Annotated in this window: 17 protein-coding genes; 5 read left to right on the top strand and 12 right to left on the bottom strand. The window is 71.4% G+C overall.

Annotated features, from left to right (window positions below; translation table 11 throughout):
• Positions 1-43: 43 nt before the first annotated feature.
• The 9 genes from ACIPXC_RS22170 to ACIPXC_RS22210 form a co-directional block, all read right to left on the bottom strand.
• Complete coding sequence (locus ACIPXC_RS22170) at positions 44-1,231, bottom strand: hypothetical protein (protein ID WP_401620833.1); 1,188 nt, start codon at positions 1,229-1,231, stop codon at positions 44-46.
• Positions 1,232-1,529: 298 nt separating this feature from the next.
• On the bottom strand, positions 1,530-2,666 hold the full coding sequence (locus ACIPXC_RS22175) for a tyrosine-type recombinase/integrase (protein WP_401620836.1): 1,137 nt from the start codon (positions 2,664-2,666) through the stop codon (positions 1,530-1,532).
• Positions 2,667-2,871: 205 nt separating this feature from the next.
• On the bottom strand, positions 2,872-4,077 hold the full coding sequence (locus ACIPXC_RS22180; protein WP_401620838.1) for a cytochrome P450: 1,206 nt from the start codon (positions 4,075-4,077) through the stop codon (positions 2,872-2,874).
• Positions 4,077-5,336, bottom strand: a complete 1,260-nt coding sequence (locus ACIPXC_RS22185; protein ID WP_401620840.1) for a cytochrome P450 — start codon at positions 5,334-5,336, stop codon at positions 4,077-4,079. The genes ACIPXC_RS22180 and ACIPXC_RS22185 overlap by 1 nt, the downstream gene beginning before the upstream one ends.
• Positions 5,337-5,415: 79 nt before the next feature.
• Entirely contained in the window at positions 5,416-8,754 is a 3,339-nt protein-coding gene (fabD, locus tag ACIPXC_RS22190; RefSeq protein WP_401620841.1) for an ACP S-malonyltransferase, read from the bottom strand.
• Positions 8,754-9,755: a methyltransferase gene (locus ACIPXC_RS22195; protein ID WP_401620843.1), complete on the bottom strand. Its 1,002-nt coding sequence runs from the start codon at positions 9,753-9,755 to the stop codon at positions 8,754-8,756. Before ACIPXC_RS22195 ends, fabD begins: the two co-directional genes overlap by 1 nt.
• A 22-nt stretch (positions 9,756-9,777) precedes the next feature.
• Positions 9,778-12,927, bottom strand: a complete 3,150-nt coding sequence (locus ACIPXC_RS22200; protein ID WP_401620845.1) for an amino acid adenylation domain-containing protein — start codon at positions 12,925-12,927, stop codon at positions 9,778-9,780.
• Positions 12,924-13,694, bottom strand: a complete 771-nt coding sequence (locus ACIPXC_RS22205; RefSeq protein ID WP_401620848.1) for a hypothetical protein — start codon at positions 13,692-13,694, stop codon at positions 12,924-12,926. The genes ACIPXC_RS22200 and ACIPXC_RS22205 overlap by 4 nt, the downstream gene beginning before the upstream one ends.
• 1,291 nt (positions 13,695-14,985) lie before the next feature.
• Positions 14,986-15,420 carry a hypothetical protein gene (locus tag ACIPXC_RS22210; protein ID WP_401620851.1) on the bottom strand — a complete coding sequence of 145 codons (435 nt, stop codon included), beginning with the start codon at positions 15,418-15,420 and terminating at the stop codon, positions 14,986-14,988.
• Between the two features lie 112 nt (positions 15,421-15,532).
• On the opposite strand from ACIPXC_RS22210, the gene ACIPXC_RS22215 reads away from it, so the two are divergent.
• A complete protein-coding gene (locus ACIPXC_RS22215) occupies positions 15,533-16,093 on the top strand; it encodes a TetR/AcrR family transcriptional regulator (RefSeq protein WP_401620854.1) in 561 nt (186 codons plus the stop codon).
• 612 nt (positions 16,094-16,705) lie between these two features.
• On the opposite strand, the gene ACIPXC_RS22220 is transcribed toward ACIPXC_RS22215, so the two are convergent.
• Positions 16,706-17,248 (bottom strand): ABATE domain-containing protein, encoded by a 543-nt coding sequence (locus ACIPXC_RS22220; protein WP_401620857.1) that lies wholly within the window; start codon positions 17,246-17,248, stop codon positions 16,706-16,708.
• Positions 17,249-17,353: 105 nt separating this feature from the next.
• Here ACIPXC_RS22220 and ACIPXC_RS22225 point away from each other — a divergent pair, with 105 nt between their 5' ends.
• The 4 genes from ACIPXC_RS22225 (at position 17,354) to ACIPXC_RS22240 (ending at position 18,988) form a co-directional block, all read left to right on the top strand.
• Positions 17,354-17,653: a hypothetical protein gene (locus ACIPXC_RS22225; protein WP_401620860.1), complete on the top strand. Its 300-nt coding sequence runs from the start codon at positions 17,354-17,356 to the stop codon at positions 17,651-17,653.
• Positions 17,654-17,872: 219 nt separating this feature from the next.
• A complete protein-coding gene (locus ACIPXC_RS22230; protein ID WP_401620863.1) occupies positions 17,873-18,187 on the top strand; it encodes a hypothetical protein in 315 nt (104 codons plus the stop codon).
• Between the two features lie 136 nt (positions 18,188-18,323).
• Positions 18,324-18,599, top strand: a complete 276-nt coding sequence (locus tag ACIPXC_RS22235) for a hypothetical protein (protein WP_401620866.1) — start codon at positions 18,324-18,326, stop codon at positions 18,597-18,599.
• Positions 18,587-18,988 carry a hypothetical protein gene (locus tag ACIPXC_RS22240; protein ID WP_401620868.1) on the top strand — a complete coding sequence of 134 codons (402 nt, stop codon included), beginning with the start codon at positions 18,587-18,589 and terminating at the stop codon, positions 18,986-18,988. Before ACIPXC_RS22235 ends, ACIPXC_RS22240 begins: the two co-directional genes overlap by 13 nt.
• Here the strand turns inward: ACIPXC_RS22240 and ACIPXC_RS22245 are convergent.
• Both ACIPXC_RS22245 and ACIPXC_RS22250 read right to left on the bottom strand, forming a co-directional pair.
• Positions 18,976-20,061, bottom strand: coding sequence for an NAD(P)H-dependent flavin oxidoreductase (locus ACIPXC_RS22245; RefSeq protein ID WP_401620871.1), 1,086 nt, complete (start codon positions 20,059-20,061; stop codon positions 18,976-18,978). The two genes, ACIPXC_RS22240 and ACIPXC_RS22245, sit on opposite strands and share 13 nt — an antisense overlap.
• The gene (locus ACIPXC_RS22250; protein ID WP_401620874.1) at positions 20,058-20,384 is read right to left on the bottom strand and encodes a hypothetical protein; all 327 of its coding nucleotides are present in this window, start codon (positions 20,382-20,384) and stop codon (positions 20,058-20,060) included. Before ACIPXC_RS22250 ends, ACIPXC_RS22245 begins: the two co-directional genes overlap by 4 nt.
• Between the last annotated feature and the right edge of the window lie 46 nt (positions 20,385-20,430).

Raw genomic sequence — 20,430 nt, forward strand, 5'->3', positions numbered from 1 at the left:
GATCAAGGCCGCAGACTCCCGCCAACGACCAGCACGAGTACCATCACCGACCCTCACGCCAGCCCCTCCGACCAGCACGTTCGAAGATGGCGAAGGCTCCGCGCATCAGGGCCTCCACCCACGTCGGGTCCAGGAACTCCCGCCGGTCGCCGAGGAAGGCGCGCTGGACCCCGGCGAACGGGTTGCCCGGGTGAGGATGCGTGCCATCGGCGCCGTCACGGGCGCGGAGGCCGCCCGCGAGGAGGATGCGGACGTCGCGCCAGGGAGCCGGTTCCTCCTCAAGGAGCCGTGGCTCGACGGGTACCGAATGCCCGGCCCGGTCGTGGACCGGGCCAAGTCCGGCGAGCACCTCGTTGACGGTCCCGTCAGGCACCTGATCGCACAGCCAGGCACGCAGCTCTACCGCCGACATGTCCTGGCCGCCGTCTTGCCCGTCCTGCGTGCCGACCTCCGTCACGAGGTCCGCCCACAGCCGGCGCCACGCGGACACCGAGTAGTGGCGCAAGAGCAGACCCCGCCAGCGGGCTGCCTCGGGGGCAGCGGAGAGTACGGGGTCGTCGGTCAGGCTCGTGCCGAACGCGACGGTCTCCCGCAGCGCACCGGTGTACGAGCGCCCTCCGTGCAGAGCGACTGCCCGCGCGAGCACGCGCAGCGTGGCCCTCCGCGTCCGGTCGGTGGCCTGCCAGTCCTCCGGATGGTGCATCCCGTCGCGGGTCGCGGTCAGCAACGAGGCGAGCCAGTCCCGCTCCTCGGCACACGGCTGACCCAGCGCTGCAGCCCCGGCTTCCTGCAACTCGGCGGTCCGAACCTCGGTCCGCCTGGAGCCTGCGAGGGCGAGCAGTGGCGCGAACAGCTCGCGGACTTCTGCGGGGCATTCGTGCCGTCCGGGCCGGATCCTGCCCCCGTCGTACCCGACGATGCCGAGGACCTGGGCAGGCGCACCGTACTGGGACCAGAAGCCCCACGAACGGGGCGAGTAGACCCGGGCAGTCCGGTCAAGGTCGAGCCCGTCGTCGGCAGACAGCCGGGGGTACACGCCGTCATGGCCGTGTGGGAAGAGCCCGTCGGGGATGCCGCCCGGCGACTGCGCGATCTGTACCGCTGCCAGCAGCACCTCGGCGCGGCGCAGCAGCTCACGGCAGCCCTGGGCGTCAAGGTCCCGGCGCTCACCCTCGACGGCGGCCGCGGCATAGAGCGCGTAGTAACGCGCGTACTTGGTGACGCTGGACACCCCCGGCACGAGCCGGTCGACCAACCTCCGGACAGGCCCCTCGACGGACAGGGGGAACTTGGGACTCCGATGCCCCAGCCCCTCCTTGGCCCACGCCGGCCCCACTGCCTCCGCCCGCAACCTGCTGCCTTCCCCCTCGGCTGCTCCAGACCATACATCGGCCGCCTGACACCGACTCAGGGGGAGCCGGTAGTACGATGGACGTCAAGTGCGGGTCGAGCTGCGCCACGCAACCAGATGGCGTCCAATTAGCGCCCGGAATTGTGCGGCATCCGGCCCGCCCACCGCAGCTCCACCCTCAGGCGGCCTCCCAGAGGCCGGCGTCAAGCACACGGGCCGCCTTCGTGATACTGCCCGGCATAAGATGCCGATAGGTGCGATAGGTTTCCTCGATGGACTTGTGCCCCATCCACTCGGCTACATCGGTGATCGGTATGCCTTTACCCAGGGCATTTGACGCGAAGTAGTGACGGAAACCATACATGCCCATGCCGCTCACCGGGGGAAGGTCTCTGAACAGCTTCTGCACGCGACGGCGCTCCATACCTTCGGTGTAATAGCCGCCCGGACCTCTGAGGAGATAACCTTCCTCCGTCGTTCCATACTTCTCTTCGAAACGCTCCATCGCCTCTCGCACGGTACGCGGCAGCGGTACCTCTCTGAATTCACCGACCTTTCGGTGCTTGAGCTTCGCCGGCTTAAGCAGGTTCGAATGGATCTGCTCGTGGACTCGGTAGACATCGTCTGCGACCACGTTGTTTATGTTTACCGCCCGCGCTTCACCATTGCGGAGACCACACCCGACCATCATCGTGATCTCCAGTGCGAGGTCTTTGTCTGCCACCGCAAGGGCCTTGGTGCTGTAGTCGAGCTTGGGAATGACCACCTTGCTGCGCACGTATTCGGGATCCTGCACGCCTTTCACCGGATCCTCAGCCATCGCACCCTTGTCGTAGGCATCTCTCAGGATCGACTTCAGGGTGCGATATATATTCATCTGATTGCCGCGCCCGACACCATTGGCCTCAAGGTCATCAAGGAACTGCTCAACGACGGTCGGGGTGACCGAGTTCAGCTTTCGGGAGCCGATGGCGGGATTGATGTGGACCTTGATATAGCTGCCGACATGCTGCGTGGTTGAGTAATCAGTCATCTTGCGCTGCCGAGGCAACCACGTCTCCGCGTACTCCTTGACCGTCTTCTGCCCCAATTCACGACGCGCTTCGGCCACAGTCGGGGCCGTCTGCTTCTTGGTCTTATAGAGCGCCGCGAGGCGGTCTATCGCGTCGTCCTGAGTGCTGAAACCAGTCTCCTCGCGCTGCTTCCCCAGCGCGTCGCGGAAGCGAATCGTGTATGTGTGAGAGCAGCGCGTTTGCCTGGCGCAGTCACAGGGCTTGAAGAACGTGCCCATGCCGCGGGCGAGCTGTCGAGCCATGAGTGGGAGCCTTCCGGAGCCGTGCGGGCGACCGCTGGCCCGGCCCCCGCTGTCTCGCCCGGAGGTCAGCATCGCCGGAACGGGGTCCGGTCTCATGCTGAGTGTTTGCTGACCTGGGCCCGGCCATCATGGCCCTGACCTGCACAGATGACCAAATGTCAGATGTTCGACTTGAACATCTCTCGGTACAGCACGTTCTCTCCGTTCACCAGGTCACCGGTAGCTCTTGGACGCCGTAGATGATCGCGTCCGGGCGGGTGCGGACCTCGTCGGCGGGCACGCCGAGGCGCAGTCCGGGGAAGCGTCCGAACAGGGCCTCGAAGGCCACCCGCAGTTCCAGCCGGGCGAGTTGCTGGCCCACGCACTGGTGGACTCCGTGCCCGAACGCGAGGTGCGGTACGGGCTCGCGGGTCACGTCCAGCACGTCCGGCCGGGCACAGAGCACCGGATCACGGTTGGCGGCCGCGAAGGAGAGCGAGACCGCGTCCCCGGCCGCCATCCGGTGCCCCTCGAACTCCAGGTCCTCGCCCGCCGCGCGGATGCCGCCCGCGTGGACGACCGTCAGGTAGCGCAGCAGCTCTTCGACCGCCCGCTCGGCCAGCGAGGTGTCTGCGGCCAGCGCGGCCGCCTGCTCGGGGTGCTCCAGCAGGGCGAAGGTGCCAAGGCCGATCATGTTCGCGCTGGTGTCGTATCCGGCGGTCAGCAGCACGCTGCCGACCGTGACGAGTTCCTCGTCGGTGAGCCGGCCCTCGGTGACGAGGGTGGCGAGCAGGTCGTCCGCCGGTTCGGCGCGCTTCGCCTCGACCAGCCCGCGCAGCAGCCCGGTGATGGCGTGCCAGCCGGCGATGGCCTCCTCGGCGCTGGAGTGCACCGCGAAGAGGGCCTTGATGGCCCGGGCGAACGCCGGGCGTTCCGACACGGGCACGCCCAGCAGCTCGCAGATGGCCGACGCGGCCATGGGCTCCGCGAACCCGGTCACCAGGTCGACCGGGCCCTCGCCCTTGCCTTCGGCCATGGCGTCCAGGTGGCCCCCGGCGAGCTCCGTCAGCCGGGGTTCGAGGGTGCGGGTGCGGCGCGCCGAGAACCAGGCGGCCACCGCCCGCCGGTAGCGGGTGTGCTCCGGCGGGTCCATCGCCGTGAACATGCCCGGGGCCGGCTCGGTGCGGTCGGTCGCCATGGGCAGCGGGATGGGCGAGCGCAGCGCGTCCCCCCGGGAGCTCATCCGGGGGTCGGCCAGCAGCTTGCGGACCTGGGGGTAGCCGGTGACCAGCCAGCCCACGTGCCCGTCCGGGAACTCCATGCGGGCGACCGGGTGGTCGGCGCGGAGCACGCCCAGTTCGGGTGCGGGGTCGAAGGGGCACCGGCCCCGGGTCATCGGGAGACCCGGGACCGTGGGAAGGCCGTCGGTCATCACACCTCGTTCTCCGGAGACAGTCGGACGGGAAGACGCTGCATCGAGAGCAGGTAGCGCGGCTCGATCTCCTGCGGGTCGACGGCCAGCGACAGGTCGGGGAACCGCTTGAACAGTGCCGTCAGGGCGACCTCGCCCTCGATCAGGGCGAGGCTGGCGCCCAGGCAGTAGTGCGCGCCCCGGCCGAAGCCCAGGTGCGGGTTCTGCTCGCGGGTGACGTCGAGGCGTCCGGGCTCCTCGAAGACCTCGGGGTCCCGGTTCGCGGCGGCCAGCACCACCTGGATGGCCTCTCCGGGCTGCACCTTCACTCCGCCGATCTCGACGGGCTCGGTGGCGAAGCGGCGGAAGGTGTGCTTCACCGGCGCGGTGTGGCGGACGAGTTCGGCGACGGCCCGGCTGCCGAGGGAGGGGTCGTTCTTCAGCAGGTCCAGCTGGTCGGGGTGTTGGAGCAGGGTGAAGGCCCCGAGTGCGACGAGGTTGCGGACGGTCTCGTGGCCGGCCTGTACGAGGACCATCGCCAGGGCGGTCAGCTCGTCGTCGGTCAGCCGGTCGCTGTCCGCCTCGTGGACCTGCACGAGTTCGGAGATCAGGTCGTCGCGCGGCTCGGCCCGGCGGGCGGCGATCAGTTCCCGGGTCACCCGCGTCATGCCCCGTACGGCCGGGGCGAACTGCTCGGGGTTCGGGCGCAGGGCCTGGGCCAGGGACTCGCTCCACTCGCGCCACTGCTCGCGGTACTCCTCGTCGACGCCGAGGAGTTCACAGATGACGATGATGGCCAGCGGGTGCGCGTAGTCCGCGATCAGGTCGGGCTCGGACTTTCCGGCGAGGCCGTCCAGCAGGCGCTCCGCCACGCGTTCGACGGCCGGGGTCAGGGCCAGCATCCGGCGGGCGGACAGGGCCCGGGTGACGAGGCCGCGGACCCTCATGTGGTCCACGCCGTCCATCGTCAGCAGGGTGGAGTCGAACATGTCGACGATGTCCTCGGGGATGCCCCGGCTGAGCATGCTCTCGCGGTGGGAGTCGCCCGGCGGGCGGCTGCGCAGGGTCGGCTCGCCGAGCACCGTCTTGACGTCGTGGTGTCCGGTGACCACCCAGACGTCGCTGCCGTCGGCGAACTTCCCGCGGCAGACGGGCCGGGGGGCGCCGAGCCAGCGCTCCCCCGCCTTCGGGTCGGTGATGAACTTCGGGTCGGACAGATCGAACTCGCTCGCCAAGCCGTCCGATGCGGTGCTGAGTTCCTGGGTGGGGGTCTCGGTCATGCGGTCTGCCTCGCTCGTTACTGAGAATGTCGGTCGTGCGGGTGGTGCCGTGTACGTGGTCGCGCCGCCCCTGTGAGGGTCAGGAGCTGCGGCTGCGGAGCCCGTCGCCCACGACCTCGGCGGCCTCGGCCATCAGGCGTTCGGCGAGCACGTCGGCGTGCCGGTCCCGCCAGGCGTGCAGCGGTGTGCCGGCCAGCCACCGGTTGCAGGCGCCGAGGGCCGGTCCGCAGGGGATCTGGTAGTCGGCGACGCGGCCCGGCGCGCCCTCGATCGCCCAGGTGGCCGCCTGGGCGCAGTACCAGCGGAAGACGAGCGCCATGCGCCGCTTGGGGTCGAGGGCGGACGCGGCGGAGTCGCCGAGGCGAGCGAGGATCTCCTCGAAGGAGGCTCCCAGGTAGTCGCGCTCCACCTTCGCGCGCACCGCGGCGGGTACCGCCTCCCAGGAGTCGTGGTTGCGCCACAGGTCGTGGAGCTTTCCCGCGCGGGCGTGGAACAGTACACCCTTGCGCAACACCCGGGCCCGGCCGCCCAGTTCGAAGAGGTCTCCGTAGGGCGCGAAGGCGGTGTCGTGGACGTCGGCCTCCTGCAGGAGGTCCTTGGCCGCCGCGCTGGTCCCGCTCTCGGCCGTGCACGCGTTGATGGAGCCGGTGAGGACGAAGTCGGCGCCCAGGACGAAGGAGGCCGCGGCCGACTCGGGGGCGCCGATGCCGCCCCCGGCCCCGACGCGCACGGCCCCGGCCACTGCGCCGAGCTCCGCACGCAGTCCGCGCAGCGCGGGCAGCAGCGCCCACAGGGTCGCCATGTCGGAGTGGTCCCCGGCGTCCCCCACCGCGCAGACGTCGTCGGCCAGCGCGACGCGCGCGCCCGCCTCGGCCTCCTCGGCGGTGAGCAGCCCCTCCGCCACCAGCCGGCTCACCAGGGCGGCGGGCGGTGGCTCCAGGAACAGGCGGGCGGCGTCCGGCCGCGTCACCTTCGCCAGGATCTTGCGGGGCACGTGCACGGTGCCGTCCGCCAGCACCCGGGCGCCGGTCAGCCGGTGCCGTACGAGGGCGGGCGTGGCCTCGACGTGGGTGGAGGCCTCCACGAACCGGACGTCTTCCCGAATCAGTACGTCGACCAGCTCGGACTCGGCCCGCGGGTCGAAGGGGTCGTGGGTGACGTTGACCCCGAACGGCGCCCCGGCCGGGACGCGTGCGCGGATCGCGGCAACCGCCGTGGCCACGTCCCGGGCCGGGAGCCCCGAGGCTCCGTAGTAGGAGAGCAGTCCGGCCCCGGCCATCCGGGCGACCAGGTCGACGGAGCCGATCCCCTGCCGCATGCCTCCGGCGGCGTAGGCGAGGCGGACGCCGTAGTCCCGCCGGAAGTCCTCCGACCCGAGCGACCCGGCGGAGGCCGTCGCGGGGCGTACGGGCGCGGCCGGCGCGGGCTCGGTGCGTACGGGTTCGGACCGGACCGGCTCGGTGCGTACCGGCTCGGTGCGTACCGGCTCGGACCGCCGGGGCGCGCCGGCCCCGGCGGACTCTGCGGCGGGCAGGGGGGTCGCCTCGTTCCGGATCCGGTCGATGAGCTTGGTCAGCACCTGCCCGGGACCGAGCTCGCGCACCCGGAAGTCACCCTGGCCCATCAGGAGCCGGACGCTGTCGGTCCAGCGCACCGGCGAGGCGATCTGCCGTCGCAGGGTGGCGGCCACCTCTCCCGCCGCGTAGGGCCGTCCGTCCACGTTGGCGATCACCGGGATCTTCGGCGGCGCGAACGCGGTGGCGTCCAGCAGCCGGCCGAACTCCTCGGCGGCGGCGGCCATGTACCGGCTGTGGAAGGGTGCGCTGACGTTCAGCGGCGCGCACCGCGCCCCGGCCGCCTTCAGCGCGGGCAGCGCCCGGTTGACCGAGTCCGCGGGACCGGCGATCACGGTCTGGGTGGGCGCGTTGTAGTTGGCGATGTCGAGGTCGGAGAGGCCCTCGTCGCGCAGGACCCGCTCCACGAGCGCGGCGTCGACGTAGGAGACGGCGGCCATGGTGCCGCCCGTGACCTGCCCCATGAGCCGGCCGCGCTCGGCGACCAGGCGCAGGCCCGTCTCGAAGTCGTACACCCCGGCGGCGAACAGGGCGGAGAACTCGCCCAGGCTGTGCCCGAGGACGTAGTCGGGCAGGCGCCCGCCCTCGCCCACGGCCGCCAGCCAGGTGAGGGAGTTGACCACGTACAGCGCGGGCTGGGTGTAGCGGGTGTCGCGCAGGTTGCGGCCCGGGTCCTCCAGGCACAGTTCCCGGACGGAGTAGCCGAGGACGGCGTCGGCGCGGGCGACGAGGTCGGGGAAGCGGTCGAACACCTCCCGGCCCATGCCCTTGGCCTGCGCGCCCTGCCCGGGGAAGACGTGGACGTCGAGCGTCGGTGCGGCGGCGGGCCGGTGCGCGGCGGTCGCTGCGGGAGCGCTCACGGGGTTCACCTCGATTCTTGCGGGGGTGGCGGCGAGGTGGGGGCGCGCGTCGAGGACGGCCCGGTACAGCACCTCGTCGCGGGCGTACGGGGACAACAGGGGAAGCACGCGGGAGCCGCTGCCCTCCGGCAGTGCGGCCCGCACCAGGTTGGCCATGGACCCGGAGGGCCCCAGGTCGAGGAAGAGCAGGTCGTCCCGTTCCAGGAGCGGGCCCAGCGCCAGGGTCAGGTCGAAGGGTTCGCGGAGCACCCGCCACAGGTGTGCGGGGTCGGGTATCCGCACGGTCGTGCCGGTGGTGCCGGAGATCAGCGGGATCGTGGCCGGCTTCATGGCCAGGTCGCCGATCAGGTCCTTGAACACGCCCTCGACCGGGTCGATCAGGGGCGAGTGGAAGGGGAACAGGACGGGCAGCCGCTGGCAGAGCGTGCCGGTGGCGTGGAGGTGCCGTTCGATCCGGTCCAGAACCCCGGCGGTGCCGGCCAGGACGAAGTTCTCCGGCGAGTTCACGGCGGCGACGTGCGCCCCCGCGAGGGCCGGGTCGCGGTCGGCGAGCCCCGCGTCGGCCAGGACCGCGAGCATTCCGCCCCGCGGGCCCTCGGCCTCGAACACGTCGACCTGGCGCAGCAGGGAGCGCAGGCACTCGTCCGGGTCGACGGCGCCCGCGACGGCCGCCGCCGCGATTTCCCCGAGGCTGGCGCCGAGCACCGCGCCGGGTTCGAACCCGTGGGCCCGCAGCATCCGCGCCAGCGCGTACTCGACCATGAAGATGGCCGGCTGGGTGAGGGAGAACTGCGTCATCGGGTGCTCGGGGCCGCGGCCGGCGCCGTGGATCGCCTCGATCACCGAATCGCCGCGCACGTCGCGGACCGTCGCGTCCAGGGAGTCGAGGGCTTCACGGAAGGCGGCGTCGGCCCCGTAGAGCCACTTGCCCATGCCGTGGTATTGGGAGCCCTGCCCCGCGAACAGGAAGACCGGCGTGAGCATCAGGAGACACGCAGGGAGGATTCGAACACCTTGTGCTGTGTGGGCAGTTGCCCTACCGACTCCACGACGAAGCCGGCCTCCTCAAGGGCGCGCCGCATGGCGGGCTCGTCCAGCCCGGTGGTGCCCTCGTCGCAGGCCACGGCCTGGAACATCGCCCGCCAGCCGTCGATGTCGTTCTCCACCAGCGGCTCCACGACGAGCAGCCGGGCGCCCGTGGGACTGTCGGCCATGGCGGTGGCGACGGTGCGCAGGATCCGGACGCAGTTCTCGTACGTCCAGTCGTGCAGCACGTTCTTCAGCAGGTAGCGGTCGGCTCCGGCGGGGAGCCCGACGAAGAAGTCGCTCGGGGTGAAGTCGATGCGGTCGAGCACGTCCTCCTTGGCGACGCGCTCCAGGGCCGTGCGGCCCCTGGCGCAGACGCTGGCCCGGTCGGCGACGGTGCCGCGCAGGTCCGGGTGGGCGGCCAGCAGTCCGGGGAGCAGGCCGCCGCTCCCGCCGCCCACGTCGACGACCGTCTTCACGGCGCTGAAGTCGTGCAGGCCGAGCAGGCACTGGGCCACCGGCGTCGCCAGGTCGACCATGCCCTTGTCGAACAGGTCCGCCGTCTCGGGGTGGGTCTCCAGGTAGCCGTAGAGAGACTCCCCGAACACCTCCTGGAAGCCGGACTTGCCCGTCTTCACGGTGTGCATCAGGCCGGCGAAGGCGTCGTCGTACAGCTCGGCGGCGAGGATGGCGAAGTGGCGCTGGGTGAAGGGGTGGTCCGCGCGCAGCGGCGCGTAGGCCTCGGCCAGCCGGAACTTCTCCCCGTCGCGCTCCAGGACTCCCGGCACGGTGAGCATCTGGAGGAGGCGGTACAGGATCTCGGGGTCGGTCTCGGTGCGCTCGGCGAGTTCGGCCGAGGTCATCGATCCGCCGTCGAGGATGTCGGCTATCTCCAGTCGGGCGGCGACCGCGAGGGCCCGGGCGAACCAGCCGCTGACGGCGAGCTTGAGGATTTCCATGAGAGCGTCTCTTTCGGTTCCGTCAGGCGAGCCGGCGCAGCCGGTCGGCCAGGGCGGCGGGGGTGGGGGTCTCGAACACGTCGGTCAGCGCGAGCCGGACACCGGTGATGTCCTTGATCCGCTGGGCGAGGGCGACGGCCAGCAGCGAGTGGCCGCCGTTGGCGAAGAAGTGCGCGCCGGCGTCGAGGTCGCTGCGGTCGAGCAGTTCGGCGAAGAGGCCGACGACGGTGGCCGTCAGGTCGTCCTGGGCCCCGCCGTCGGCATCGCCGCCGTGGCCGCCGACGGCCGGACCGGAGTGCCGGGCCGCCTGTTCGGCGAGGGCCAGGTGGTCGACCTTGTCGCTGCCGGTACGGGGGAAGGCGTCCACGGCGATGAACCGGTGCGGGACGACCGAGCGCGGGAGCTGCCCGTGCGCGTGGTCCCACAGCTCGTCCACGGCCTCGGGGCGGCCCGGGACCCGGACGAAGGCGGCGAGGTAGCCGTCCGCCCCGGGATCGCCGACGACCACGACGGCCGCCGCCTCGACATCGGGGTGGGCGAGCAGGACCGCCTCGATCTCGGCGGGTTCGATCCGGTTGCCGCGCAGCTTGACCTGCCGGTCCATCCGGCCGAACAGGTCGATCCTGCCGTCGGTCCGCCAGCGGGCCACGTCTCCCGAGCGGTGGAAGCGCCCGTACTCGGCGTTCTCCCCGAAGCGTTCCGCGGTCAGGTCGGGCCGCTCGTGGTAGCCGGAGGCCACGCCGACGCCCGCGACGCACAGTTCACCGCGAAGGCCGACCGGGAGCGGCCTGCCGTGCGGGTCGGCGATGAAGATCCGGGTGTTGGCGACGGGCGAGCCGACGTCCACCCGTCCGCCGTGGCCGGCCGGTACGCGGCCGGCGGTCGCCCAGATCGTGCTCTCGGTGGGGCCGTAGACGTTCCACAGTTCGGCGCCGGCGTCGAGCAGCCGGGTGGCCAGTTCGGCGGGCAGGGGTTCGCCGCCGGTGAGGAGGACGCGTCCGGCCGTCACCTCGGCGGCCTCGTCGGCGACGAGCCGCCACGTCGTGGGGGTCGCCTGCAGCAGGCCGATGTCGTGGGCGGTGACGGCGGCCGCCAGCAGGGTGCCGTCCGTGCGCGCCTCGTCCGGGAGCACCACCGTGTGGCCGCCGTGGAGCAGCGGCATCATCAGTTCGAGCGAGGAGGTGTCGAAGCTGTACGTGCTGAGCCAGCCGGTGGGGCGCGTGGAGCCGGCCACGCCGAAGCGTTCGGCGTAGTCGACGATGTGGTTGACGAGGCTGCCGTGCCGGATGGGGATGCCCTTGGGCTTGCCGGTCGAGCCGGAGGTGTGGATCACGTACGCGAGGGCGTCGGCGTCGGCCTGCACCGCCGCCTCGTCCACCGGGACCTGAGGCACCTGCTCCCAGTCGGTGGCGGGCACGGCGGCGTGGCCCTCCGGGGCGGTGATCCCGGCGCCGACGATGACGACGCGGGCCCGTGTGTCGTCGAGCTGGTAGGTCAGCCGCTCCACGGGGTGGTTCGGGTCGAGCGGCAGGTAGGCCGCGCCCGCGAGCCAGGTCCCGAACACCGAGGCGGCCAGCGCGGCGCCGCGCGGCAGGAGGAGCGCGACGACGTCGCCGGGGCGTACGCCGGCTTCGGCCAGCCGGGCGGCCGTGTCGACGGCTGCGGACCACAGGGCGCCGTACGTGGCCGTGCGGTCGCCCTCCCGTACGGCCACGGCCGTGGGGTCGGCGGCGGCGCGGCGGGCGAAGCCGGTGAGCACCGACGGCAGGCCGATCGCGCGGTCGGTGGCGTTGGCGGCGCCGATGACCTCGTGGTCGCGGGCCGACCAGGACGGCAGGGAGGCGATCGGGGTGTCCGCCCCGGTGCCCAGCGCGACCAGCAGGGCGTCGTAGCGCCGGACCATCAGTTCGACGTCCGACCGGTCCAGCACGCCGGTGTAGAACGCGGCGCGGACCGTTGCGGTCTCCTGGTTGGCCGAAACGAAGAATTCGAGGTCGAACTGGCTGAAGCCGTTCTCGACGACGAGGAGTTCGGCCTCGGCGCCGGCGAGGGTGAAGGTGCGCTGGTCCTCGGCGAAGGGGACGTAGTTGAAGACGTGCTTGAACAGCGCGTTGCGCCAGCCGGAGCCGTCGCGTTCGACCATGTCGAGCACGTCGTCGGTCGGTACGTCCTTGTGCGCCATCGCCTCCATGAACCTCCGCCGGGTCAGGGCCGTGAGGTCCCGGAAGGTGGCGTCACGGTCCAGCAGCAGGCGCAGGACGACGAGGTTGCTGTGGTAGCCGACCGCGTCCACCGCCTCGCGGGGGCGGGTGTTGACCGGCGAGCCGATGGTGAGGTCGGGCCCGGCGCCGTGCGCGGCGAGGAGGACCGCGTAGGCGGTGAGGAGGACGACGGACTCCGGCGCCCGCAGCTCGCGCTGGAGGCGGCGTACGACCTGGTGGGCCTCGGGTGACAGGACGTGGGTGACCTCGTCGCCGCGGAGGGTGGTGACGGGCTGGTCGCGCTGTTCGCAGAGGAGCTCCAGGCCCGAGGAGCGGAAGCCGGCCATGCGCTCCTGCCAGTAGCCGCGGCTCTCGGGGGACGGTGCGGGCTCGCGCAGGGCGGGCACCTCGGCGGGGGCGGGGTGCCCGCCCTCCAGTACCGCCTCGTACAGGGTGGCGAATTCGGCGCGCAGGATGGCGGTCGACTGCACGTCCGACACGGCGTGGTGGAGGACCAGGCACAGCACGTCGGCGTCCGGCCCGTGCAGCAGCAGGGCGCGTACGAGGGGGCTGCCGTCCGGGGTGAACGGGCGGGCCACGAAGGCCGTCAGGACGGCCGGTTCGTCCTTCGTGCCGCCGTGGTGCTCCGCCTCCTCCAGCCCGACGGTGAGGGACGGCACGACGGTCTTGGTCAGTTCGGCGCCCTCGCGGTGGTAGACCGTGCGCAGCACCTCGAAGCGCTCCGTCAGGAGCCGCAGGGCGTGCGCGGTGGCAGCGGCGTCGAGGCGGCCCCGTACGCGCAGGGCCAGGGACAGGTTGTTGGCGCCGCTGCCGGGGACCAGCTCGTCGAGGAGCCAGAGGGTGGTCTCCTTGCGGCTCGCCGGTACGCGCCCGGCAGCGGGACCGGCCGCGGGACCGGCCGCGGGATCGGAGCCGTCCTGGGCGGGGGTGGCCGTGGTTCCGGCACTCACGCGTGCTCCCCCGGGCGTCCTGCCAGGACTCCGCCCACGGCTTCGGCGATGGCGGGGGTGCGCAGCAGGTCTCGGTGCTCGACCTCGAAGCGCCGCTCGTCCGCGACCTCGATGGGGGCAACGCCGGGCGTGGTGCGCATCCGGTTCAGTCCGCTGGTCACACTGGCGGAGGTGACGACCGTGGCCTCCTTCCAGCCGGGGCGCGGGTCGAGACCGGCGGCGGTGGCGAGGTAGGACATGAACGAGCCGACCAGCCGGACCAGTTCGCCGGCGTAGTCCTCGTCGAGTCCGGCCCGGCGCAGCGCCGTGGTGCCGATCGGGCGGAAGGCCGCGTACAGCCCGGCGGCGAAGGCGGCCGGGGCGATGGCGGGCTGCGCGGCGAGCCGCTCGGCGGCGCCGGACAGCTCGGCTATCTCCTCCGGGGTCAGCACGGTGGTCATGTTGCCGACGACCCGGCCGAACTGGAGGTGGACGGTGGGCGCATCGACCAGTTCGGGGTCGAAGAGCACGACGCGGGGGGTGGTCGCCTGCCGTGCGCCGATCTTCTCGGCGAGCACGCCGGCGAAGACGGAGCCCGCGCAGTAGCCGAGTACGGCGCGGACCGTGCGACCGGAGGCGGCCACCTCGGAGAGCCAGGGCTCCAGGTAGCTGTCGTCCAGGGCGTCGGTCTCGGGATCGCGGACCGGTGCGACGGTCTGCCACAGGTCGCAGTCCAGCTTCAGACCGGGCGCCAGATCGGCGAATCCACCCTCGTTCCTCCCCGTCACCGGGAAATCGGCCGCCAGCACGATATCGGTGCCAGCGTCGGATCCTGCGTTCGAAACGATATTCCACACGGTGGGGTTGGGCATATCAAGATCCCCCGAAAGTCAAAGTTTCATCGATTTGTTTTCACGACCATCTCCGGCCAGACCAGGCCAGATCCTAAGGTCACCAATCGACGCTGTCCACAAAGAATCGATCATGGACCGCCCGCCATCCGGCCGGGGAAACTCCGAACCGCAAGGGAATCACGCCAAAGAATTTCGGACACAAGGGAAGGAGTTTCCGCCAACCCGCATCACCTCCCGGCCCCATTTCCAGGAAGTTTCATAAGGCACATACCTCCTTGAGCGCATGGGGACCCGCCTTGGAGGCCGACCGAAGCCCCCGGGGGGAACTTCCCGGATGTCCCGATTTGCCGTGTGACAGCCACCATACGAGACAGCTTCCGACCGCAATCGCCGACTCCGGAACCTCTGACGCGGCAGAGGCACCGGCCGCCCAGGGCCCCGCAGAGCGGCGGAAACGAGGGCCACGGCGGGCGGTGCACCCCGCCCCCGGCCGCAAGTCTGCCGTTTCGCCGGAATCAGGTGCCGAGCCCCCCGATCCACCCGCGGCCCGCAGCAGGTCGGCCGGGGCCCCCGCCAGTGCCGCCATGCGGTCCTGTTCGCAACAGATGGCGGCCCATCAGAAGATATTCAGCCAGTTCACATCCATTGCGAGCGCCACCCACAGAATGCTTTCGTCGAGATATTCGAGGACACATCAACCGCATGGACGACCAGCGGCGACAGGGGTACCCGACCGATCGACGCACGCCAAGCAGCACAGCAAGGCCTTCCGGGACCACGTCTCGCCCGACTTCGAGTACCAAGCCATCAATCCGAAATATCCGCTCCGGACCTGGGGCCGCGAGTGGACCGACCGCGTCAACCAGGTCTTCCGGCTCAAGAACCGCCGGCAATGGATTTCCGCACTCCTGACCGAAATCCGAGGCCGTGATCCAAGACTGCCGACGCCCGGCCGCGCACACGACTGCCCGCGGCGGTCTACCGTGGCGCGCTCGACGTCCCCACCGCCGACCTGCCGTTCGGCGGGAACCGCAACGCCCTGACCCGGGCGGCCGGACGCGAAGTAGCGCATGCGCCGCGCACCCTGTCCACATCCGCACGTCGCGGCAAGCCGGAACGAGGCGGCGGTTGTCGAGCAGCGGCGGCTTCCCCCACCTCGCCTCCGGCGACCCGAGTGCCACGGGCGGACGGCTCGGGCCGCCGGAACACCGCCTGTCGGTCAGACCTACGCCTCGGCCACGGCGGCCGCCCGGGCGATGGCTTCACCCAGGCGCTCCCCGGTGTAGGCCTGGCCGCCCATACCCCAGCCTCCGTCGGGGGCGTTGACGATGTTGACGCGGATGTCGTCGCGATCGTGACCGGGCGTCATGTGCTTGTACGCGATGCCGGTGGCCTTCTCGATGAAGTCCGCCCGCGCTTCGACGGACGCCAGGCCGATGTCGGGCAGCTTGAGTTCGATCAGCACGAGGGACCGGTGGACTCCCCCCGCATACACGTGCTCGGGGTCGAGCAGGTGCAGTACGCCGGCGACCATGGGGGTGAAGAAGGTGTTGCCGGTCAGACCACTCACCTCGATGAGCGCGTCGCTGAGCTGCGGAATGATCTCCCGCTCTCCGGCCGGAGTGAGGGCGCCGGTGGGTGCGATGACGGCGATGGGCATGGTTGTACTCCTCAAGATCGACCAACGACTAGTACGTACGTCCTAGCGAGATGAACTCTGGAGTAGGATAGGCGTCCTAGTCAAGCGGGACGTCACAGGGAGGGCGGGCGGGATGGCCAAGGAGACCCGGGGTCGGATGGTGGATGCCGCGGTGGACGCGCTGCGGAAACACGGCTTGCAGGGCATGTCGTTCACCGATGTCCTCGCGCAGAGCGGGGCGGCCCGCGGCGCCATCTACCACCACTTCCCCGGTGGCAAGAACCAGTTGGCCACCGAGGCCGCCGCCCAGCACGGGCGCGAGGTACGCGACCGGCTCGCGGAGCTCGGCGCGGCGGACCCCAAGGATGTCGCCACGGCTTTCATGGACTTCGCCCGACCGGTCGCCCAGGCTGCCGCACAGGGGGCCGGGTGCGCCGTCGCCGCCGTGACCGTCCCCGCGAACGAGGAGAGCGGCGAGCTGTGCCGCGCCGCCGCCGCGACCTTCGTGTCCTGGACGGAACAGCTCGAACGGAACCTGCGACAGGCAGGACTCGCGGCGACCGACGCGGAGGAGAAGGCCGCCCTGCTGGTCGCTCTCCTCGAAGGCGCGCAGGTGCTCTGCCGGGCGAGCGGCAGCACGGAGGCCTTCGAACGGGCCGCCCGGGCCGCACTGACGCTCTTCGCGGAGTCCTGACGCGCGACGCACACACCTGACCGCCGCCGGACTCGCCCCGATCGTTGACCGCAGGGCCATCGGCGCCCCGGTCGCCACGACCTGCGCCCCCGACGGGAAGGGCGATGTCGGCGTAGGCCGCGGCGGCCGGCCGCCCCCTCGCCGGGCAGGCCGGTTCGTCACACCGAACCGACACCGGAACACCGCCGGGCTCCCCGAGGCCACCAGCCCGAATGCCCCCGGACATGCCTCCCGACGCAGTGGAACCCCGGCCCGGCACTCCCTCCTCGACGGCGGCGCCGCCCCCGGGCACGTCGTCGGGAAGCACCCTCGACATCCGCGGTCGACGGTTCCGGCCTCGCACCCAGGAGGCTTGCCCCGTCGGACGGTGAGCGCAGACTGCCGGCCACCCCTTCACCCGTGGACACCCTGCCGCCGGGGAACCGGACGGCAGCAGCCCCGGCGACGCAGGACCAGTAGCGTCATTCACGGATTTGGAAAATGAATCCGTGGCAAGTTCGAGGGGGGAAGTCTCACGCTCCCAGCCGAATGGGAAGCCCCACGCTCCTCGGCGAACTCCTCGACCGACGCACGGAGCCAAGTGCGACTCCTCCGCGGAGCGCCGGCGTGGGCTCAGCCCACGCCACCCGCCCGGCGGGCGGCACGCGCCCTGTTGCCGCACCCGATCGAACACCACGCCTGATCCCGCCTGCGCGCGAGGAAGAACATCCCGCAGCTCGGCGCCGGGCACCGGCGCAACCGCGCCTGCTCCGGCCCGGCGGCCAGCACGAGCGCCTGCCTGGCGACCGCCGCCGCGACCGGCCCACCGGCCTCCTGCTCCGCGAGGTGGCCTGCATCGTCGACCCGGAACGTCACCGGGGCCCGCGCGGCCAACGCGTTGAGTCGCACCCTCGCAGGCTCCGGCAGCGGCGCCTGCCGCGCCGCCGCGTCCAGCGCGGCCCTGACCGGGACCCGCAGCTCCACGAGATCCTCAAGGGACAGGCCGACGAGTTCCCGGTCGCACGCCTTCTCCCGCCAGGACGCCAGCAGCTCCGGGTCGGCCAGCAGGTCGACGTCCCCGCCCGCGCGACCGGCTCCGACGACGACGGTGTTGGCCAGGTCGAGGACCGGCCGCTCACCGATCCACGGCATCTCGCGCAGGTTCTTGAGGGACATGCCATCAACCTACCGGACCCACGGATTCCCTGCACCGAATCCGTGATAGCTTTCACTCACGGATTCAGATGTAAGAATCCGTGATTCGACAAGGGGAGGGTTCCCATGAGCACGACCATCGAATACGTCCGCTTCGCCTGCACCGACCCCAAGCAGCTCACCGCTCACCGCGCCAGGCTGATCGCCCTTCTGCGCGAGCGGTACGGGTCCGACTTCCTCGGCGCGCACCTCGCCCGCTACGAGGACGGCTCCCTGATCGACCTCATCCTCTGGGCCTCTCCGGAAGCCGCTGCCCGCGCGGCGAAGGAGATGCCCGGGGACCCGGCCGCCGCCGAGTTCTTCAGCCTGATCGGCGAGGTGCACGAGATGCGCCACGCCGAAGTGCTGCACAGCACCCAGCAGTAGCCGAACCGACGTCTGCGGCCCGCTGCCACGCGTGGGCGGCACGCCGCAGACGCCACCGCCGCCCGCTGGCTCGCCGAGCCCGCGCCCACCACACCGGCCCTGGTCCGGCACGGCCTGCGGACCCTCGTCAAGGCCGGCGACCGTGATGCGCTGAGCCTCCTCGGCCACGACCCCGACGTCCGTGTCCGGGTCGTCGGTCCCGACGTCCGCACACCCCACGTGCGCCTCGGTGAGGAACTGGTCTTCGAATACGAGGTCACCAACACCGGGACCCGTACGGCGCGTCTCGTCATCGACTACGTCGTCCACTACCGAAAGGCGAACGGCAGCCTCTCCCCCAAGGTCTTCAAACTCACCAGCCGCGACCTCCTCCCCGGCGAGCGCCGCTCGGGCGTCCGCCGCCACCCGCTCCGGCCACTCAGCACACGCCGACACCACCCCGGCGCGCACCGCGTACAACTCCAGATCAACGGTCGGCCCTACAACTCCTGCACCTTCACCCTCCACATCCCACCGGAAACCGCCCTCGGCTGAACGCCCCCAGAGGTCTTCCGTGCGAGGCGCGTCAGCGCCGCCACCACTCGCGCCCCGCCCGGGGCGCCGACCCGCTCCCCTCGCCCCCGCCTCCATCCCACCCGTTCCCTGTCCGAGAGGATCGACGATGCATGGCATGGCCCCTGCGTTTCGGCGCGTGATTCTGGTGATCGCGGCCATCGGCCTGGTCACCGGCTGTTCCCAGCAGTACAACGACGAGCGCGGCAAAGGCGACGCGCCGGTCCAGGGGCGCTCGGGGGACAACACCCCGGCCGAGGTCTTCAACATGCCGGACGGCTTCGGCAACCTCGCCACCAAATGCGTCGGCCACGGCTTCCGTGCCTACGTCACCACCAACGGGGGTGGTCCGTCGAACCTGGAGATCGTTCCGGACAGCTCGTGCGCGAACTGACCGCGACACGTGAATCGGCCGTTCCGCCCGGGCCTGCGGCGCACAGGTCCACCACAGGAGCGGCGCCCGCGCGCCGGGCGAGGGCGACCGCCCGGCACTTCCGCCGCGCTCTCGTCGCCTTCGCCCTCGCACTCCTGCTCTCCGCTTGCTACGCCCACGTCGAAGTAGAACCAGGGGAAGCGGATCCCCTGGTCCGGGGAGGCGCGGGCGAGAACACCCCGGCCGAGGTCTTCAACATGCCCGACGGCTTCGGCAACCTCGCCACCAAATGCGTGGGAGTCGGCAAGCGCGGCTACGTCACCACCCGCTGGTTGCGGCACGAAGATCCGCCCGTCTTCGTCCCCGCCAACACCGTCGTCGTCGACGACCCGACCTGTCAGGCTCCTTGACCTCCCCGCGCCCGGAAGTCGTCCATGAGCAAGCTGAGGTAGTCCCGCGCCCCGCGTGCGCCGCCGGCAAGTGCCGCGGCCTGGCCGGCCCACAGGCTGCTGAGATCCTCCCTCCCTTGGGTACCGGCTTCGCGGCGGATGGACTGCATCAGTGCGCTCTGCACGGGGTACGCGGGCACGGTCTCCTCGTACGGAGTCATGTCACGGACGAACCGGTTCACGATTCCTCGGGCGGTTCGGCCCGTGAAGAGGCGCGTGAGGGCGGTGGTGCGCGCCTCGGGGGAGCTCAGCGCCCGCCTGTGGGCTTCGCTCGCCCCCGATTCGCGGGTGGCGAGGAATGCGGTGCCGATCTGTACGGCGTCGGCGCCCAGGGCGAGCGCCGCGGCCATCCCCCGGCCGTCGGCGATCCCGCCGGCTGCGATGACGGGGACGCTCACGGCGTCGGCGACCTGGGGCACGAGCGAGAACGTCCCCACGAGCGACTCACGAATCGGCCGCAGGAAGGCGCCCCGGTGGCCGCCTGCATCGGCGCCGGAGGCCACGACGGCGTCGACGCCGGCGCGCTCCAGTGCGACGGCCTCGTCCACGGTGGTCGCCGTGCCGATCACCTTGATGCCTCGGCGGCGGGCCTCGTCCATCACTTTTTGGGGCGGGATCCCCATCACGAAGCTGATGACCGGGGGCACGGCTTCGAGCAGCGCGTCCACCTGGGCGTCGAAGTCCGGTCCCGACGTGACGTCCTCGGCCGGCATCGCGGGCAGCCCGAGTTCCTGGTAGTACGGGCGCAGCCGCCGGATGTGCGGGGCCAGTTCGGCAGGGTCCGGCCATGGTCCGGCCTCGTCCTGCTGGGGGACCCAGAGGTTGACCGCGAACGGGCGGCTGGTCCGGGCCTTCAGCTCTCCGACGAGGTCCGTGATCTCCTGCGGTTCAAGGATGTGCGCGCCGTAGGAGCCCAGCCCTCCCCCCTCGGACACGGCCACGGCCAGCGCGACTGAGGACAGGCCCCCGCCGAACGGGCCCTGCACGACGGGAAGGGCGATGCCCAGCAGATCACCGAGGCGTCCGGCTCTCATGCCGTCACCGCCAGAGCGTCGGTGGCCTGGCGGCCGTGCACGAACTGCAGCGCCGTCCGGGCGACATGCTCGCCAAGGTGCCGCGCGGTCCGCAGATCGGCCTCTGCAGGGGACTCTTCCGGGCCGAGGTCGGAGGGCGACTGCGCCATGGCTCCCACGAACGATCCCAGCCGGTTCAGGTCCTCGTCGAGCGTGGAGACATCCCGCAGATCAGCCAGGACACCGGGCACCGTCGCGGCGCCCTCCGCCACGGCTGCCGCCTGCCGGGCCGTGTGCCCGTATCCGCTGTGGTAGGCGATGACGACAGAGATGGGTACGGACATGCAGCCCTCCATGAAGTGGTGTATGCCCCGGAATCGAAGCAAACGA

It is taken from the genome of Streptomyces sp. NPDC090021 (assembly GCF_044748225.1).
Lineage (GTDB): Bacteria > Actinomycetota > Actinomycetes > Streptomycetales > Streptomycetaceae > Streptomyces.

Coding starts and splice junctions, on each gene's coding strand:
- ACIPXC_RS22175 (WP_401620836.1), bottom strand. CDS start 2,666: ATGGCTCGACAGCTCGCCCGCGGCATGGGCACGTTCTTCAAGCCCTGT.
- ACIPXC_RS22180 (WP_401620838.1), bottom strand. CDS start 4,077: ATGACCGACGGCCTTCCCACGGTCCCGGGTCTCCCGATGACCCGGGGC.
- ACIPXC_RS22185 (WP_401620840.1), bottom strand. CDS start 5,336: ATGACCGAGACCCCCACCCAGGAACTCAGCACCGCATCGGACGGCTTG.
- fabD (WP_401620841.1), bottom strand. CDS start 8,754: ATGCTCACGCCGGTCTTCCTGTTCGCGGGGCAGGGCTCCCAATACCAC.
- ACIPXC_RS22195 (WP_401620843.1), bottom strand. CDS start 9,755: ATGGAAATCCTCAAGCTCGCCGTCAGCGGCTGGTTCGCCCGGGCCCTC.
- ACIPXC_RS22210 (WP_401620851.1), bottom strand. CDS start 15,420: ATGCCCATCGCCGTCATCGCACCCACCGGCGCCCTCACTCCGGCCGGA.
- ACIPXC_RS22215 (WP_401620854.1), top strand. CDS start 15,533: ATGGCCAAGGAGACCCGGGGTCGGATGGTGGATGCCGCGGTGGACGCG.
- ACIPXC_RS22220 (WP_401620857.1), bottom strand. CDS start 17,248: ATGTCCCTCAAGAACCTGCGCGAGATGCCGTGGATCGGTGAGCGGCCG.
- ACIPXC_RS22225 (WP_401620860.1), top strand. CDS start 17,354: ATGAGCACGACCATCGAATACGTCCGCTTCGCCTGCACCGACCCCAAG.
- ACIPXC_RS22235 (WP_401620866.1), top strand. CDS start 18,324: ATGGCCCCTGCGTTTCGGCGCGTGATTCTGGTGATCGCGGCCATCGGC.
- ACIPXC_RS22245 (WP_401620871.1), bottom strand. CDS start 20,061: ATGAGAGCCGGACGCCTCGGTGATCTGCTGGGCATCGCCCTTCCCGTC.
- ACIPXC_RS22250 (WP_401620874.1), bottom strand. CDS start 20,384: ATGTCCGTACCCATCTCTGTCGTCATCGCCTACCACAGCGGATACGGG.